Below are 16460 nucleotides of genomic sequence, written 5' to 3' on the forward strand. Positions count from 1 at the left end.
CAGGATTATGGACCGTTCGTATGATGTGATCGTGGTGGGCGGTGGCCATGCCGGGTGTGAGGCCGCTGCGGCTGCCGCCCGGTGTGGTGCGCGCACCCTCCTGCTGACGCATCGCAAAGACACTGTTGGGGCAATGTCCTGCAACCCGGCTATTGGCGGGATCGGGAAGGGGCATCTGGTGCGTGAAATTGACGCACTGGATGGTCTGATGGGCCGCGCTGCCGATCGGGCTGGTATCCACTTTAAACTGCTTAATCGCTCCAAAGGACCAGCCGTGCAGGGGCCAAGGGCCCAGGCTGACCGTTTTCTCTACAAGCAGGCGGTGCAGGAGCTGCTTGCTGAAACCCCCAACCTGACCTGTGAGGAAGGAGCTGTTACAGACCTGCTCTGCACGGATGCAGGCGATGTGCAGGGCGTTGTGTGTGAAGACGGCACAGAATGGCATGCCGGCGCGGTTGTTCTGACCACTGGAACCTTTCTGGATGGAGTTATTCATATTGGGCATAAAAGCCAGCCAGCGGGCCGTGTCGGCGAGCAACCTGCGGTTGCGCTAGCAAAACGCCTGAAAAATCTTAATCTGACGATGGGGCGACTCAAAACGGGCACGCCGCCGCGTCTATTAAGAAATAGCATAAATTGGGGAATTCTCGCGGAAGATAGGGGGGATGTATCCCCCGAACCCTTTAGTCGTCTGACCACAGAAATCACAAACCCGCAGATGGTCTGCGGCATTACAGCTACAACGCAAAAAACGCATGATATTATCAGGGAATCTCTGCATCTCTCTGCGGTTTATGGCGGAGCAATTTCAGGGCGTGGGCCGCGCTATTGCCCGTCTATTGAAGATAAAGTTGTGCGTTTTGCGGAGAAAACCAGCCACCAGATTTTTCTGGAACCTGAAGCCCTGCCTGAACATGAAGGCGGCCACCTGATTTACCCCAATGGCATTTCTACCAGCCTGCCAGCGGATGTGCAGGAAGCCATGATTCGCTCCATGCCCGGGCTGGAGCAGGCCGTCATCGCGCAGCCCGGTTATGCCGTGGAATATGATTATGTGGACCCACGTGAACTGACGGCGTCTCTGGAACTCAAGAAATGCCCGAACCTGTTTCTGGCCGGGCAGATTAACGGCACCACGGGTTATGAAGAAGCGGGAGCGCAGGGGCTGCTGGCGGGGGTCAATGCCGCACGGCGTGCCGCAGGGCAGGAGGCTGTCAGCCTTGACCGTGGAAAGGCCTATATTGGCGTGATGGTGGATGACCTCACGACACAGGGCGTGAGTGAGCCCTACCGGATGTTTACGTCTCGTGCGGAATATCGCCTGACTTTGCGGGCTGATAATGCCGATATGCGCCTGACCGAGATTGGTATTGAGTGGGGTTGTGTCGGCACGGAACGGCGTGCTGTATTTGAAAAAGATTGTGCAGATATCAGGGAAATTACGGAACGCGCAGAACAGGAAAGCTGGCAGCCGCAGGCTTTGGCTCAGGCGGGATTGAAAGTCGCGCAAGATGGCCGGCGCAGAACGTTACTGGAAATTCTGGGCTATGGCCTGGAGGATGCCACACTTGAAAAACTGGCCCCTTGGTATCTGGATACCCCGGCACGTGCCCGACATTACGTGACGACGCAGGCCCGCTATAAGGGCTATCTTGTGCGTCAGCAGCGCGAAATTCGTCAGCTTGAAGCAGAAGCTGAAATCCGTTTTCCCAAAGATATGGATTTCAATGCAATCGGGGGACTGAGTGCAGAAATGAAGGAACGGCTTGAACGCGCCAGACCCGAAAATTTTGGATCTGCGCAAAGAATCCCCGGCGTGACGCCGTCTGCGCTGGTAGCGGTTCTGGCCCATGTCAGGCAGAGGGCTGCCCGATGATCGACCTGCCCGAAACGCTGCATGTTTCACGTGAAACACAGGAGCGGCTGGAAGCGTTTGTCGCCCTGCTGGAAAAATGGAACCCGAGGATCAATCTGGTCTCCTCGCGGGATATTGCCAGCGTGTGGGAACGCCATGTGCTGGATAGCCTACAGCTTGCCCCTTTGGTCGCAGGCCATGAGCGGTTTATCGATATGGGGTCGGGCGGGGGTTTCCCAGGCGTGATTGTTGCAATCGCAACGGGCGTGCCGGGAACGCTGATTGAGTCTGACCAGCGTAAAGCGGCCTTCCTGCGCGAAGCTGCCCGTGTCACACAGGCCCCGCTCAAGGTGCTGGCCGAGCGGATCGAACAGGCGGATGTTACGCCGGCTCCTGTCGTCACGGCGCGGGCGCTGGCCTCTCTGAGCAAGCTGCTGGACTGGACGGCTCCCTTGCTGGAAAAAGAGGGGAAAGCATTTTTCCTCAAAGGTCAGCAGGCGGATGAAGAGTTGACCGAGGCCCGACGCAACTGGCACATGAATGTGCGTATCCACCGCAGCATAACAAGCCATGATGGTGTGATTCTTGAAGTGAGCAATCTTGAACGTGTCTAAGTCTGACAAAAAAACAAAAACGTGCCGTATTCTGGCTATTGCAAACCAGAAAGGTGGGGTTGGGAAAACAACCACGGCCATTAATGTTGCCGCCGCTCTGGCTGAAGACGGTACACGGGTCGTGCTGCTTGATATGGACCCGCAGGGCAATGCCTCCACGGGGCTGGGCGTTGGGTATGATGCCCGGCAGGGTGGGGCCTATGCCCTGCTGATGCATGAAAAGCCCGCCGTGGATCTCCTGCAGCCAACCGAGATAAAAGGCCTGTCCGTCATCGCAGCGAATACCGAACTGGTAGGCGCAGAGATTGAACTGGTCGATGCGGATGAACGCGAAACGCGTCTGCGCGATGCTCTGGCCCCGCTGGCTGAGAGCACGGATTATATTATTATCGATTGTCCGCCGAGCCTCAGCCTGCTGACCCTAAATGCTCTTGTGGCCGCCGATGGTGTGCTGGCGCCCTTGCAGTGTGAGTTCTTCGCGCTGGAAGGACTGGGGCATCTGGTCAAGACGATTGACCGGGTCAGAAAAAAACTTAATCCCACGCTGAAAATTGCGGGTATTGTGCTGACAATGTATGACAGACGAAATAATCTGTCTGAGCTTGTCGCAGCGGATGCCCGGAGCTTTTTTGGTGATGATGTGCTTGAAACCATTATTCCCAGAAATATCCGTATTTCTGAAGCGCAGAGCCATGGTCAGCCGGTTATGACCTATGACCCACGGGCCAGTGGCGCCGCGTCTTACCGGGCCTTGGCGGCGGAAATTAAGAGGAGAGCATCCTAGGCATGTCTCAGCGTAAATCTGCTGCCCGACCTAAACTCGGACGAGGCCTTGCCGCCTTGCTGGGAGATGTCGCCGCACCTGTAGCCGCCGCGTCGTCTTCTGGTTCTTCTCAGCCTGCTGCTGGCGGTGCTGCAGGGCCTGTGAGTTCTTTGTCTGTGGACGTTCTTGTTCCTGGGCCATTTCAGCCGCGGCAGGATATGGAGCCGGGCGCACTGGAGGAACTGGCCGAGTCCATTCGGGCACGGGGTATTTTACAGCCTATTCTGGTTCGGCCTGATCCGGGCAAAAAAGGGCAGTATCAGATTATCGCCGGGGAACGACGCTGGCGTGCTGCACAGTTGGCCCAGTGCCACACAGTGCCTGTGCATGTGCGTGATCTAGATGAGGTCGACGCCATGGCCGCAGCGCTGGTGGAAAACCTCCAGCGCGCTGATCTGAACCCGATTGAAGAGGCCGACGGCTTTAGCCGTCTGATGGAAGATTACAGCCTGACGCAGGACGAGCTTGCTAAAGCGATTGGCAAGTCCCGCCCTCATGTGGCGAACACCATGCGGCTGCTGCGCTTGCCGGAAAGCGTACGGAAAGCTGTGGGGGCAGGGGCTCTGTCTGCGGGGCATGCTCGCGCGCTTCTGGCACATCCGGACCCGATTGCAGCGGCTAAAGAAGTCATTGAGAAAGGTCTTTCCGTAAGACAGACGGAAAGCCTTGTGCAGAAAGCGCTGGAGAACAAAGGCAAGGATAAGCCTGCTCCGGCCAAAAAAATAGCGGACCCGGAAATTGCTGCTCTGGAGCGTGATCTGGGAACACGGCTCGGGCTTAAAGTTCAGGTCCATTTTGACGGGCGGAAAGGCGGCTCTCTGCAAATTCACTATAAAAGCCTTGATCAGCTGGATGATGTGCTGGCCCGTTTAAAAAGCTGAATTTTCAGACTTGTATTAAAGGAAAGTGGATGATAGAAAGCATCCACTTCAGTTCATAGAACTGTAAGGGCGCATAGCTCAGTTGGTAGAGCAGCTGACTCTTAATCAGCGGGTCCAAGGTTCGAGCCCTTGTGCGCCCACCAATCTTCCCAAAGATTCAGGTGGTTTTCAGGCTTCAGGGCATTAGCCCGAGAGCCTTTTTAAATCATTCGACTGACAGTGATGCGGCAGCCAGCCTTGGCTTTCCTCTCATTACGAAAAAAGCCTCCCCCATTTTCTTCCAGTATCCGCTGAGATTCCTGCCGTCTTTCCGTTCTATTTTGATTTCCAGACCGCACACTTGTAGTCAGGCCGTTTAAGCTGATGGAATGCGTAATCCTCTTCTTTTGAGGATTGTTCTGTGTTGCAGAAGATCTGGCTTTATTGACCCAACAAAAAAAGCCCAGACACCATCTAAGGCATCTGGGCTTTTTCAAGCAGAAAGCTTTAAAACTTAGAGCTTATCGATACCGCTTTTAACGGCGTCTTTTGCGTCGCCAGCGGTCTTCTGCACTTTCCCTTTCAGGTTCTGTGCAGCGCCTTCGGCTTCAAGACGTTCGTTGTCCGTCAGTTTCCCGGCTTCTTCTTTGACCTTGCCGGCAACCTGATTAGCAACACCGGTCACTTTATCTTTCATGGAGCTCATTTCGATATCCTCCCTTTGTATGAAAGATAAAACGTAGGCTCCGGGGTGTGGTTCCCAAAATCGACCCAAAAAATTCCGGCACCTAACCGAGGCGGTTTCATGGACAGGTAAAAAGCTGTGCTTTAATTTTCTGTCATGGTTTCTTCACTCGCATTCAAACGATCTGTTTTTTCTCTTGGCGCTCTTATCGTGTCGCTCCCCGGCTCATACGCTTTTGCGCAGAGTGCTGCCGGACGGAATGGGAACTATGCCGCTTCGGCCCGCAGTATGGCGTCTGTTTCAACCACTCTGGAAAGTGTGGTGGGGAGCCGTCCTTCCCGTATTGCTCAGCAGTTTGAACAGGCTGAGGCTTCTGAAACACTCACCGTTCAACCCAATGGCGCCATCCTGAACAAGCAAGGGCAGCTCATAACGCCGGGTTGCCCCGCTGTGCCGATTATGGCGGCAAGGCAGCATAATCCCGGCGGGGTGCCAGCCGAGCCGCAGCTGAAGGATACATCCGGAAATAAAGAGACACAGCAAAAGCCGGAGTCCGTCCGTATCGGTCTGGTGCAGATCCATGCAGGTGGCTCCTTGCGGAAGCAGGTTCTGATGGACGCCTCTTTTGCGCCGTCAGGCCTCTATGTCGCACCACGGGCCTGCCAGCAGGGGGTAGCACCACCTGCGGCACAGATCCGGAATGCTGCTGGCTCTCTAGCCACAGCAGACGGTAACCCCTTTGCTCTGGCAGGTAACCGTGAGGGCATTGCACAGGCGACGCAAGGCCATGCGGACGGCTCTGATATTATTCTGGAAGCAGGAGCGACCGCACCATGAGGCTCACAAAAACGCTTTGTTTGAGCTCTGTGTGCGTTATGGCGTTGCCCGGCTGCTATGAGGCACATGCGGCCTCTTCACGCGCTACAGCGGCCTCCTCGCGGCCTGTGCCGCAAATCTGGATGAATTCCAAACTGCCGGATTCTGCGGCCACACCAAAGCTTAAGCCCGGGCAGGAAGAGGAATCAGCTCATCAGGAGGAAAGTCCCTCTTCCAGCCTTTCGGATAGCCCCTTGATTCCAGCTTTGCGCGGGCTTGTGTTTGAGGCTTCGGACAGCAATGCACCGCAGACGCACGCGCACGCCATTCAGGTGAACGGGCTGCCGCTTCTGGAAAACGAAGAGTTTCGGAAAAAACTTGAGCCGTATCTGAACAAGCCTGCCAGTGCCCGGACCTTTTATGACATTGCTCAGAAGGTGACAGCGCAGTTCAGAGAAAAGGGTCATCCTTTTCTGACGGCCTTTGTACCGCCGCAACGTGTGCATGATGGCATTCTGCACATCCGTGTAGAGGAATATCGACTTGGCCAGATTACGGTGAGTGGGAACCGATGGTTTTCAGATGGGATTATTCGGAACGCGAGCAACCTCCACCCTAACGATACGCTGGCGTTGCAGAATTTGCAGGCTGATCTGGCATGGATAAACGGCAACCCGTTTCGCACGGTTGATATGATTTATCGCCCTGGACAGAAAGCAGGTACGACGGATGTTGATTTGCAGGTCTCCGATCGTTTTCCCGTCTATATGTTCGGCTCTTTTAATAATCAGGCAGACCCCACACTGGGGCGGGTCAACTGGAGTTTAGGGGCAACATGGGGAAATGCGTTTGGCATCGACCATACGCTGTCCTATCAGTTCACCCGTAGTCTGACCGGCCGCTACAACATGCATCTTGGCAGTTGGGAAATTCCCTTGCCATGGCGTGATAAACTACTGGTCTATGGCACCTATAGTACTTCTGCTCCGGCAGCGGACTGGCCCATTCGCAATTCCGGCATCTCAGGGCAGGCCTCTGTGCGGTATATCCACCAGCTCTCTCATTTCGCTGTTTCGTCTGATATCGGCTTGGACGCGCTGCTTCAGGCGGGGTTTGACTGGAAAACAACCAATAGTGACCAGTTTTACGTTGCATCACCCATCATGCTGGGGAATGCCGATACAGACCAGTTTGCTCTGGGAGCAGATATTACGGAAAACGACCACTACGGTCAGACACATTTGCTGAACGAGGTCTATTATGGCCCCGGTGGGCTGACGCATTATGATACACGCAAGAGCTATCAGACGATTTTCCAGTCAGCAAAACCTGATTATGTCTATGACCGGGTGCAGATTACCCGGACAACAAACCTGCCTTACGGGTTTTCTTCCGTAACAATTGCGTCTGCACAGGCAACAACCCATAATCTGCTTTACAGTGAGCAGCTTGAGTCTGGCGGCATTGGCTCGGTGCGGGGGTATTATGTGAATACCGCGCTGGGTAGCCGGGGCGAACAGCTGAGCGAGGAAATCAAGCTTCCCCCATTCTCTCTTAGTAAACAGCTGGGGATTGGGAAAAATTTTGCGGATACAGAAACACTGGGTGGGTTTTATGACTGGGGACAAACCTGGAATAAGAAGCTCTCCCAAACCAGCAATAACAAAACCGGTCTGGCCAGCCTTGGTATTGATCTGAACACGAAAATAAACAGACTGGTTAATATAGTTTTTGATACCGGATGGCGGCTGCGTCCCGCGCCAGATTCAGGGAAGAAAGGCGCGTTTTGTGACTTCAATATTGTCGTGGGGTTATGACCAGCCATGTCTTCTCAAGGTGATCTTTTCAGCACGCGTGAAGAGAAGCCATTACCCCCGGTTGCGCCGGAGCTTTGGGGGAAGCTGGCCCGTTCAGCATTCCGCAGGAAATTCCACTTAAATTCAGAAGATTTATTGTATCTTCAGGAAAAAACATTACCGGTTGTGTTGGAGCATGGGGAAGATTTTATTACAAAACGACTGGCCCCCGCACATCCGGCCCGGGATGGGAGGCAAACGCCATGGAAGGGGCATCCTGTTTTTGTTGCCCAACATGCTACGGGGACATGTTGTCGATCATGCCTTGAAAAATGGCATCATTTCTCAAAAGGTTTGCAATTAACAGACCTCCAGAAACGCTATGTTCTGGCAGTTATTGCGGGCTGGCTGGAGCTCGAACTGGCGGCAGTGCAGAAGCGGCAGCCTGAACAAAAGAGCGACCCTGACCAGACAAGGCAGGATGCAGGATTATAAATCTGATAATCTGCATCCTGCGTAAGGTGTTTTTATAAAGAGGAAAGCCCCCAAAATCTCAGGAGGCTTTGGGAGGTTGAACTTCCCGATCCATCAGCAGGGCCGTTACTGCGTTTTTAAAGGGTGTAAACGTATCTGCAAGCCGGATGCCAGCCTGACGCAGTTGCCGGAACGGTGCGCCTTCATGCGTATAAAGCGTCGCAATACCGTTGGTGCCTGCAAAGAGCGGAGCAGTTATCATCCGGTGCTGGCGTTCAAACCGGCGCAGAGCGTGCGCGTTTCCAGCATCCCCCGTTTCTGCAAAAGCCTTGCCCACTTCTGTCGCGAGTGTTTCCTGCCCACGCAGGCCGAGGTTGAAGCCGTGAGCCGTGATCGGGTGCATGCCGACAGCAGCATCACCAACCAGCGCCAGACGGCGTGCCGTAAAGCGGTGTGCATACACGCCTTTCAATGGATAGGCGTGCCGGGTGCTGACAAGGCGCATCTGGCCCAGACGGTTGCCAATACGCTGCATAATTTCCTGATTAAAAGCATCTCGCGGCATATCCAGCAGACGCTGAATCTCTTCCGGTGGCAGGGTCAGCACCAGAGAAGACGCCATACCATTCACGGGGAGCAGCGCGACAGTCTGGCCTTCATCAAACCACTGGGTTGCGACGTTGTGGTGCGGAGACTCATGCGCCATGCGGCACACCAGCATACTGCGTTTGAAGTCATGGATAATTGCACCAATCCCCGCACGACGACGTGTAGGGGAGAAGCGGCCATCGGCCCCGACAACCAGCTGAGCCGCCGTCTGGCCGTGGGAGTGATGCACAACAGCCTGCGTCGGGTTCTGCCGCACGGTTTCGACGGATGTGGAGCCGAGCAGCGTAATACGCGGACGTTCCGAAGCGGCAGCAAACAGCGCGCGCCGGATATGGTTATTAGACACCAGCCAGCCGAGCGCATCCACGCCACGGCCGTTTGTATCAAAGCGGAGTGGGTGTGGAAACTTCCCTGTTTCTACACGAGCTTCCCGAAGCGGGCAGATAGCTGTTTCCGGGATGTAGTCCCACGCCCCATTACTCTGGAGAGTATGCACGGCATGGTGGGTCAGGGCGATTTCCCGCCCATCAAAGGAGGGTTCAGCCCAGACTGTGCGCGGTGCGCGTTCCAGCACCGTGACAGACAGACCGGCACTTTCCAGAGAAAGCGCTGTGGCCAGTCCAACAGGTCCGCCCCCGATAATGGCAACATCTGTCTGTGTCGGTGTGGTCATGGCTTTAGGTCCTGTCTGCGGCAAAGCTTACGGGTTTGCCGGTCCATGTCGCGGTAAATTCTGCGGGGTCAGGCCGTTTGGGGGCGTGCTGTTCTCCCTCCGGCGTGCCGACAAACAGGAAGCCTGCCAGCCGGTGCGGAGCAGGGAAGCCCAGTTCTTCAGCCAGAACAGGATCTTCCACCACATCACCAGAGACCCACACACCGCCAAAGCCCGTGGCGTGCAGGGCGTTCAGCACATTCATGGTGGCAGCAGCCACGGCCATTTCCTGCTCCCACAACGGAATTTTATGATCCGGGCGCAGGTGCATGCCGAGTGCGAGAATAAGGGGCATGGTAGAAAAACGCTTGCGACGCTTTTCAATTTTAAACTCAGGCGCCTCGGCATCCATTCGCTGCATGCTGGCGACAATGCGTTCAGCCAGAACCGGCCGGGCATCATCCCGAATGACCACATAACGCCATGGACGCAGCTTACCGTGGTCTGGTGCCCGCATGGCAGCGGCCAGAATTTCGGAAAGCTGAGCGTCTGACGGTGCCGGTTCTGCCAGATGGTCTGTGGAAGCGCGGGTCAGAAGCATGTCCATGGGTGTCATGATCAAAGGTCCTGTTTCAAAAAACTGAAGAGAGAAGCCTGCTCAGACAGGGAAGGGCGGCAGAGGCTGGCCACCGAGAAGATGCAGATGGAAATGCGGCACTTCCTGCCCGCTATTTTCACCGGCGTTGGTAATCACGCGGTAACCGCTCTCATCCAGCCCAAGTTCGGAGGCAATCTGCCCGGCAGCTTTCATGACGGCAGCAATTTCATCGTCTTGAGCTGTTTTTGTGAAATCGATAAAAGAGACATAGGGTTTTTTTGGAATAATCAGAACATGCACGGCCGCTTTGGGCGCAATATCCTGAAAGGCCAGAACCCATTCATTTTCAAAAACCTTTTTGCAGGGAATATCTCCGCGCAGGATTTTGGCAAAAATGTTTTCCGGGTTGTAAGGCCCTGTTCCTTTAACAGCCATGACTTATCCTTTTTTCGTCAAAACTTCTTTAGGGCGGGATGCTTTTTCAGCAATACCACTGGTGCCTTCCCGGCGGCGCAGTTCTGCCCAGACCTCTTCAGGCGTCACACCGGCATCAACCCACAAAACAATAAGGTGGTAGAGTACATCAGCACTTTCCCCGACCAGAAGATCCTTGCGGCCAGCAACGGCTTCAATCAGGCACTCAACGGCTTCTTCCCCAAATTTCTGGGCAATTTTGTACGTGCCGCGGGAGAGAAGTCGCGCTGAGTGGCTCAGGCTGGGGTCTGTGCCCTTGCGGCTCTGCACAACCGTGTAAAGACGGTCCAGAACGGTTTCATCAGCAGACTGTGAAAGTTTGTCTTCCAGAATCTCTTTTGCTTTTTCGGTCTTTTTTGCCACAGCCACTTTTTTCACACTGCTTTTTGGCGCGGCTTTTGTTCCGGCTTTGGGGGCTGCTTTGGCTGTGGTCTTTGTGCTGGCTTTTTTGGTCATGTGCGTGACTTTGCCTGAAAAGGTGAAGGATTGGGGCGTACGGGCAGATCAGCTTCGGCCAGCGCGGTTTTAACCTGAGACACAGTAAACTGGCCAAAATGGAAGACGCTGGCAGCCAGAAGCCCGGTGGCTCCGGCTTCGGCACCTTCCACAAAGTGCTTCAGTTCGCCTACGCCGCCAGAGGCGACAATCGGCAGCCTGACAGCCTGTGTTGCAGCTTTCAGCAAGGACAGATCAAAGCCTGAGCGTGTGCCGTCCCGATCCATGGAAGTCAGCAGAATTTCTCCGGCTCCACGTTCAGCAACTTCCCGGCACCAGTCAATGACATCGCGCCCCGTGGGAGTGCGGCCCCCGTGGGTGTAGACTTCCCATTTACCGCCCGTGGTCTGCCGGGCATCGACGCCCACAACCACACACTGGCTGCCAAATTTCTGCGCGGCTTCATTAATCAGGTCCGGGCGGGAGACGGCTGCCGAGTTCATGGCGCATTTATCAGCCCCGGCCAGCAGAAGGCGGCGCATGTCATCCGTTGTACGGACACCGCCCCCCACCGTCAGTGGCAGAAAAATCCGTTCTGCCGTGCGGCTGACAACATCCAGAATAGTATCACGGTTTTCATGGCTGGCGGTGATATCCAGAAAAGTCAGCTCATCTGCGCCTGCGGCATCATACAGAGCCGCCTGTTCCACAGGATCTCCAGCATCGCGCAGTTCAACAAAGTTCACGCCTTTCACAACGCGACCATTCTTGACGTCCAGACACGGGATAACGCGGAGTTTCAGCATCAGGCCAGAACCTTCAGAGCCTCAGCCGGAGAGACCCGGCCATCATATAGCGCCCGGCCGACAATAACACCTTCAATACCGGGGGCATCTTCAGCCGCTTTCCGCAGGGCGGCCAGATGGTCCAGATTGCCGACCCCGCCACTGGCGATAACCGGCACGGAAACGGTGTTGGCGAGCGTTACGGTCTGCTCAATATCCAGGCCATCCAGCATCCCATCACGGCTGATTTCCGTGAAAATAATAGACGCTACACCAGCTTCCTGCATCCGCAGGGCGAGTTCTGTTGCCTGCATGTCTGAGACTTCGGCCCAGCCTTCGGTAGCGACATGGCCTGAGCGGGCATCAATCCCCGCCACAATGCGACCGGGGAAGGCACGGCAGGCTTCCTTGACCAGTGCAGGGTTCTTTACGGCCACGGAGCCGAGAATGACGCGGGTCACGCCGGCTTCCAGCCAGGAGGAAATAGCCTTCATATCCCGCAGGCCACCGCCAAGCTGCATGGGCACCGTGGCGGCTTTCAGAATAGCCTGCACAGCCGGAGCATTGGCAGACTGGCCTGCAAAGGCCCCGTTCAGGTCAACGGCGTGCAGCCATTTGAACCCGGCGTCACACCATGCTTTGGCCTGAGCTGCCGGGTCATCGGAATAGACGGTGGCATCATCCATTTCTCCACGGCGCAGGCGCACACAGGCCCCGTCCTTAAGATCAATGGCCGGGTAGAGGGTGAGCGGGCGGGAGGAAGCGGGAGAAGATGCAATCATGTCCGGTGTTTCAACCTGAGGGGAGAAGGAAGGCTCCACGGGGGCAGAGCGCACGGTATCAAGAAGTTTGGTGAAGAACAGCCCACTCACGGTCTGGTCTCCCATTCGCGCAAAGTGCGGGTGCGTACCCCAATGCTCGAAGCCTGCTTTCTGGAACAGGGAGATGGCCGCTGTCTGGGTGTCCGGCACATCCATGTTCATCACGCGGAAGCCCATGCTGCGGGCAGCATTTTCCACTTCACGCAGCAGGGCGGAGCCAAGGCCACGATTACGGGCATAAGGTGCCACAAACAGGTGCATCAGGGTGATGCACATGGCCTGACATTCATTATTACGGGGGGCCCGGACAAGCTGGGCGCAGCCGACAATTTCACCCTTCAGACGCACCACAAACAGCATACGCTCGGGCACCAGAAGCAGCCCTTTGAAGTAGCGTTCCAGAACCTGCCGGCCCTGAGGCTGCACCCAGCCAAAGCCTCCGCCATCCAGAATGGCGGCATCGGCGGCTTCGCACAGGGCCTGAAGATCATCGTCTGTCAGGGACAGAACGCGCTGGACAAGTTTACTCTTAGGCATAGACATCGCAGAGGGTTTCCGGAGTCCAGGTCAGAAAATTGGCCAGAATCTGCAAGCCGACAGTCTGGCTTTTTTCAACGTGGAACTGCGTTCCGGCCACATTGCCATTGCACACAATGGCAGGAACAGGGCCGCCATAGTCTGTGGTGGCAATCAGGGTTTCCGGCTTTGTGTTTCTCAGCGCGTAAGAATGAACGAAATAGCCATGCGGCGCGGCACCCAGACCGTCCGTAAGGGGATGAGTGTGGCTGAAATTCAGCTCATTCCAGCCCATTTGCGGCATGCGCAGGCCGGGTGCGTCCATAGGAGCAATCTCGCCCGTAATCCAGCCAAAGCCTTCTGTGGTGCCGTGTTCCAGCCCGCGTTCGGCCATCAGCTGCATGCCCACACAAATCCCCAGAAAGGGCGTGCCGGAGCGGGTTGCGGTGAGGATGGCGTCTTTCAGGCCGGCGATGGACTCCAGCCCGCGGGCGCAGTCTGCAAAGGCACCCTGACCCGGCAGAATGATACGGTCCGCATTACGGACATCGGCTGGGGAATTGGTGATGCTTACAGTGGCCGCAATGTCTGACAGCTCTGCCGCGCGGGCTGCTGCGCGGGCTGCGGAGGCCAGATTGCCGCCTTCATAATCAACAACGGCGATGGAGAGAGACTTGGTCATGGGGACCTCGCACTTCTGGTTCGTATCAGGAACCGGTTTTCCCCGATGCCTGAGCAGAAAGAGGTTCGGGGAAGAAAACTGTCGACGAGACTTATAGCACACCCTTGGTGGAGGGAATGCTGCCCTGTGCCCGTGGGTCTGGTTCCACGGCCATACGGAGGGCGCGTGCTAAGGCCTTGAACGCGGCTTCGGCAATATGGTGGCAGTTCTTGCCGGCTTTTTGTGTCAGATGCAGGGTCAGCATGCCGGACATGGCAAAGGCGCGGAAGAATTCTTCCACCAGTTCCGTATCCAGCTCGCCAATGCGGTCACGGTCAAACGTGGCGTCCCATGCCAGAAACGGGCGACCGGAAAGGTCGACGACCGCTTCACACAGGGCTTCGTCCAGAGGGACCAGCGCGTGACCAAAACGGTGCACGCCGCGCTTGTCCCCCAGTGCCTGCCGGAGAGCCTGCCCGATCGCAATACCGGTGTCTTCCACCGTATGGTGGCCATCAATATGAAGGTCACCCTTCACGATAACGGTCAGATCCAGCAGGCCATGCTTGGCCAGTGCGGTCAGCATATGGTCAAAAAAACCAATGCCCGTATCAATGTTGGCCTGTCCTGATCCATCCAGATCAAGAGTGACGGCAATATCGGTTTCGCTGGTAACGCGATGAAGGGTGGCTTGGCGTGCTGTGCTCATGGTGGGGTGCTTTATAGCGGAAGACGGGCCCCGATACCATCAGGCACGGGGCGGGAAGTGGGAAAGATCGTCAGCTTTTCGGAACATTCAGGTCCAGTTCCGCCAGCCACAGGGCCGCATTGCCGTCGGAGGGCGCACGCCAGTCCCCGCGTGGGGAAAGGCTGCCGCCGGCCATCACCTTCGGGCCGTTGGGCATGGCGGAGCGTTTGAACTGGCTGGTGCCAAAAAAGCGACGCAGGAAAATATGCAGCCAGTGGCAGATGGTCGGCAGGTCATACGCTTTACGGTCCTGCTCTAAAAAGCCTGGGGGCCAGTTGCCAGCGGACGCATCGCGCCACACCTGTTCGGCCATGAAGGCAATACGGGAGGGCGTAAAGCCGTAGCGCAGCACGTAAAAGAGGGTGAAGTCATGCAGCGCATAGGGACCGATGATGTCTTGCGTGCTCTGCGGTCCGTTTTCTCCCACGGGCACCAGTTCTGGCGAGATTTCTGTGGCCAGAATTGTTGAAAGCAGAGGTGTCACCTCAGGCGAGAAATGGCCGGAGGCAATGGCCCAGCGGATAATATGCTGGATCAGCGTTTTGGGCAGGCCGGCATTCACATTGTAATGCGCCATCTGATCGCCCACGCCGTAGGTGCACCAGCCCAGAGCCAGTTCGGACAAATCGCCCGTGCCAATCACCATTCCCTGATGCTGGTTGGCCAGACGGAACAGGAAGTCTGTCCGCAGGCCTGCCTGCACGTTCTCAAAGGTGATGTCATGCACAGGTTCACCCTGTGCGAACGGGTGCTTGATTTCACGCAGCATAAGAGAGGCTGCCGGGCGGATGTCCAGCACCTCATTCCCTGTGCCGAGGGCGGCCATCAGGGCCTGCGCGCTGGCCAGTGTTTTTTCCGTCGTGCCAAAGCCGGGCATCGTGTAGCCGAGCACAGCGCTGCGGGGCCAGCCGAGTTCATCCGCTGCCCGCACGGCCACCAGCAGGGCCTGTGTGGAGTCCAGCCCCCCGGAAATGCCTATCACCATCCGTTTGACGCCACTTGTGCGGAGCCGTTGCTTGAGAGCGGAGACCTGAATGGTAAAGGCCTCAAAGCAGTCCTGCGCCAGTCGGTCTGCATCATTGGGCACAAAGGGGAAGCGGGAGAGGGGGCGGCGCAGGCCTATGTCTGTCATAGGGGGTGTGAGCGTGCAGCGGATGCGTCGCCAGGCTGGGGCGTGGGCCTGCATGGCGCGGGCATTGGCGGCAAATGTGCCCATCCGCAGGCGTTCCTGCCGGAGCAGAGTGAGGTCAATATCTGCGACCACATGCTGAGAGCCGGAGGGGAAACGTTCGCTTTGGGCCAGCATTTCACCATTTTCAAAAATGGCAATCTGTCCGTCCCATGCGACGTCGTTGGTGGATTCCCCTTCTCCGGCGGCAGCATAAATATAAGAGGCGATACAGCGGGCAGATTGTGAACGGCAGAGCAGGGTGCGCGTTTCGGCTTTGCCCACCGTAATGTCACTGGCAGAGGGGTTGGCCAGAATGGTGGCGCCAGCGAGGGCAGCCAGTGTGCCGGGGGGCGCAGGCACCCAGAGATCTTCGCACAGTTCGAGCCCAAGGCAGAAGCCGGGGACGTCTTCCGCCTCAAACAGCAGATCGGTCCCAAACGGGATATCGGCACCGTTCAACCGCAGCATCTGGCCCTGTACGGCTACGCCGGGGGTGAAATGCCGGGCTTCATAAAATTCGCGATAGTTGGGCAGGTAGCTTTTGGGGACGATGCCCAGCACCGAACCCCGGTGGATGATGACGGCACAGTTATAAAGAGCATTGTCATGTCGGAGGGGCACACCCACCACCAGAATGGGCAGAAGGTCAGCAGACGCTGTGGTCAAATCCGCAATGGCCTGTTCGACGGCGTTAAGCAGAGCTTCCTGCTGGCGGAGGTCATCTATTGCGTAGCCGGACAGTCCCAGTTCCGGAAACACGCACAGCACCGCGCCATCCTGCCCGCAGGTCCGGGCGGCTTCCAATGTGCGCTGTGCGTTGGTGGCCGGGTCCGCCAGAGCAACGGGGACTGTGCAGGCTGCAACACGGGCAAAGCCCTGATGATACAGCGCGTGAAATGCGGAAGCCGACAACGCGTTCCATCCTTTATCCTGATGGGAAAGAGAGCTCAGATCATGATTGCAGAGAAGTCGAGCCGCGCCAACACAAGGACTTTCCGGCCTTCCGGCGCATTTGGTATGAGGGGCGGGAGAGGTCGTTCAAAATAAACGAAAAAAATATAAAAAAC

At 56.5% G+C, this 16460-nt stretch carries 17 protein-coding genes and 1 tRNA gene; 8 read left to right on the plus strand and 10 right to left on the minus strand.

Annotation, left to right across the window (positions count from 1 at the left end):
• Positions 1-7: 7 nt before the first annotated feature.
• From mnmG to HK23_RS08465, 5 genes are all read left to right on the plus strand, one after another.
• Positions 8-1876 carry a tRNA uridine-5-carboxymethylaminomethyl(34) synthesis enzyme MnmG gene (mnmG, locus tag HK23_RS08445; RefSeq protein ID WP_086653619.1) on the plus strand — a complete coding sequence of 623 codons (1869 nt, stop codon included), beginning with the start codon at positions 8-10 and terminating at the stop codon, positions 1874-1876.
• Positions 1873-2469, plus strand: coding sequence for a 16S rRNA (guanine(527)-N(7))-methyltransferase RsmG (rsmG, locus tag HK23_RS08450; RefSeq protein WP_063907288.1), 597 nt, complete (start codon positions 1873-1875; stop codon positions 2467-2469). Before mnmG ends, rsmG begins: the two co-directional genes overlap by 4 nt.
• Positions 2462-3253: a ParA family protein gene (locus HK23_RS08455; RefSeq protein WP_086653620.1), complete on the plus strand. Its 792-nt coding sequence runs from the start codon at positions 2462-2464 to the stop codon at positions 3251-3253. The genes rsmG and HK23_RS08455 overlap by 8 nt, the downstream gene beginning before the upstream one ends.
• Entirely contained in the window at positions 3247-4173 is a 927-nt protein-coding gene (locus HK23_RS08460) for a ParB/RepB/Spo0J family partition protein (RefSeq protein WP_179193859.1), read from the plus strand. Before HK23_RS08455 ends, HK23_RS08460 begins: the two co-directional genes overlap by 7 nt.
• Positions 4174-4240: 67 nt before the next feature.
• Positions 4241-4316 (plus strand) — tRNA-Lys (locus tag HK23_RS08465).
• Between the two features lie 350 nt (positions 4317-4666).
• Here the strand turns inward: HK23_RS08465 and HK23_RS08470 are convergent.
• Positions 4667-4858, minus strand: a complete 192-nt coding sequence (locus HK23_RS08470) for a CsbD family protein (protein WP_063907285.1) — start codon at positions 4856-4858, stop codon at positions 4667-4669.
• Positions 4859-5047: 189 nt separating this feature from the next.
• On the opposite strand from HK23_RS08470, the gene HK23_RS08475 reads away from it, so the two are divergent.
• The 3 genes from HK23_RS08475 (at position 5048) to HK23_RS08485 (ending at position 7944) form a co-directional block, all read left to right on the plus strand.
• Positions 5048-5674 (plus strand): hypothetical protein, encoded by a 627-nt coding sequence (locus HK23_RS08475; protein WP_143217524.1) that lies wholly within the window; start codon positions 5048-5050, stop codon positions 5672-5674.
• A gap of 122 nt (positions 5675-5796) precedes the next feature.
• Positions 5797-7470, plus strand: a complete 1674-nt coding sequence (locus HK23_RS08480) for a ShlB/FhaC/HecB family hemolysin secretion/activation protein (RefSeq protein ID WP_179193850.1) — start codon at positions 5797-5799, stop codon at positions 7468-7470.
• 6 nt (positions 7471-7476) lie between these two features.
• Complete coding sequence (locus tag HK23_RS08485; protein ID WP_086653624.1) at positions 7477-7944, plus strand: DUF4186 domain-containing protein; 468 nt, start codon at positions 7477-7479, stop codon at positions 7942-7944.
• A gap of 58 nt (positions 7945-8002) precedes the next feature.
• Here the strand turns inward: HK23_RS08485 and ubiM are convergent, their stop codons facing one another.
• The 9 genes from ubiM to HK23_RS08530 all read right to left on the minus strand — a co-directional run bounded on the left by ubiM (position 8003) and on the right by HK23_RS08530 (position 16305).
• A complete protein-coding gene (gene ubiM, locus HK23_RS08490; RefSeq protein ID WP_086653625.1) occupies positions 8003-9205 on the minus strand; it encodes a 5-demethoxyubiquinol-8 5-hydroxylase UbiM in 1203 nt (400 codons plus the stop codon).
• 4 nt (positions 9206-9209) lie between these two features.
• A complete protein-coding gene (locus tag HK23_RS08495) occupies positions 9210-9800 on the minus strand; it encodes a nitroreductase family protein (RefSeq protein WP_063907278.1) in 591 nt (196 codons plus the stop codon).
• A 42-nt stretch (positions 9801-9842) separates the two neighbouring features.
• Entirely contained in the window at positions 9843-10217 is a 375-nt protein-coding gene (locus tag HK23_RS08500; protein ID WP_063907277.1) for a histidine triad nucleotide-binding protein, read from the minus strand.
• Positions 10218-10220: 3 nt separating this feature from the next.
• Positions 10221-10712 carry a phosphoribosyl-ATP diphosphatase gene (locus HK23_RS08505; RefSeq protein WP_082881638.1) on the minus strand — a complete coding sequence of 164 codons (492 nt, stop codon included), beginning with the start codon at positions 10710-10712 and terminating at the stop codon, positions 10221-10223.
• Complete coding sequence (gene hisF / locus HK23_RS08510) at positions 10709-11497, minus strand: imidazole glycerol phosphate synthase subunit HisF (protein WP_086653626.1); 789 nt, start codon at positions 11495-11497, stop codon at positions 10709-10711. The genes HK23_RS08505 and hisF overlap by 4 nt, the downstream gene beginning before the upstream one ends.
• A complete protein-coding gene (gene hisA / locus HK23_RS08515) occupies positions 11497-12834 on the minus strand; it encodes a 1-(5-phosphoribosyl)-5-[(5-phosphoribosylamino)methylideneamino]imidazole-4-carboxamide isomerase (protein WP_086653681.1) in 1338 nt (445 codons plus the stop codon). Before hisA ends, hisF begins: the two co-directional genes overlap by 1 nt.
• Positions 12827-13495, minus strand: coding sequence for an imidazole glycerol phosphate synthase subunit HisH (hisH, locus tag HK23_RS08520; protein WP_086653627.1), 669 nt, complete (start codon positions 13493-13495; stop codon positions 12827-12829). Before hisH ends, hisA begins: the two co-directional genes overlap by 8 nt.
• A 91-nt stretch (positions 13496-13586) precedes the next feature.
• Positions 13587-14183 (minus strand): imidazoleglycerol-phosphate dehydratase HisB, encoded by a 597-nt coding sequence (gene hisB / locus HK23_RS08525; protein ID WP_086653628.1) that lies wholly within the window; start codon positions 14181-14183, stop codon positions 13587-13589.
• A gap of 70 nt (positions 14184-14253) precedes the next feature.
• On the minus strand, positions 14254-16305 hold the full coding sequence (locus tag HK23_RS08530) for an NAD(+) synthase (protein ID WP_086653629.1): 2052 nt from the start codon (positions 16303-16305) through the stop codon (positions 14254-14256).
• Between the last annotated feature and the right edge of the window lie 155 nt (positions 16306-16460).

Source organism: Acetobacter malorum, from assembly GCF_002153605.1.
Classification (GTDB): domain Bacteria; phylum Pseudomonadota; class Alphaproteobacteria; order Acetobacterales; family Acetobacteraceae; genus Acetobacter; species Acetobacter malorum_A.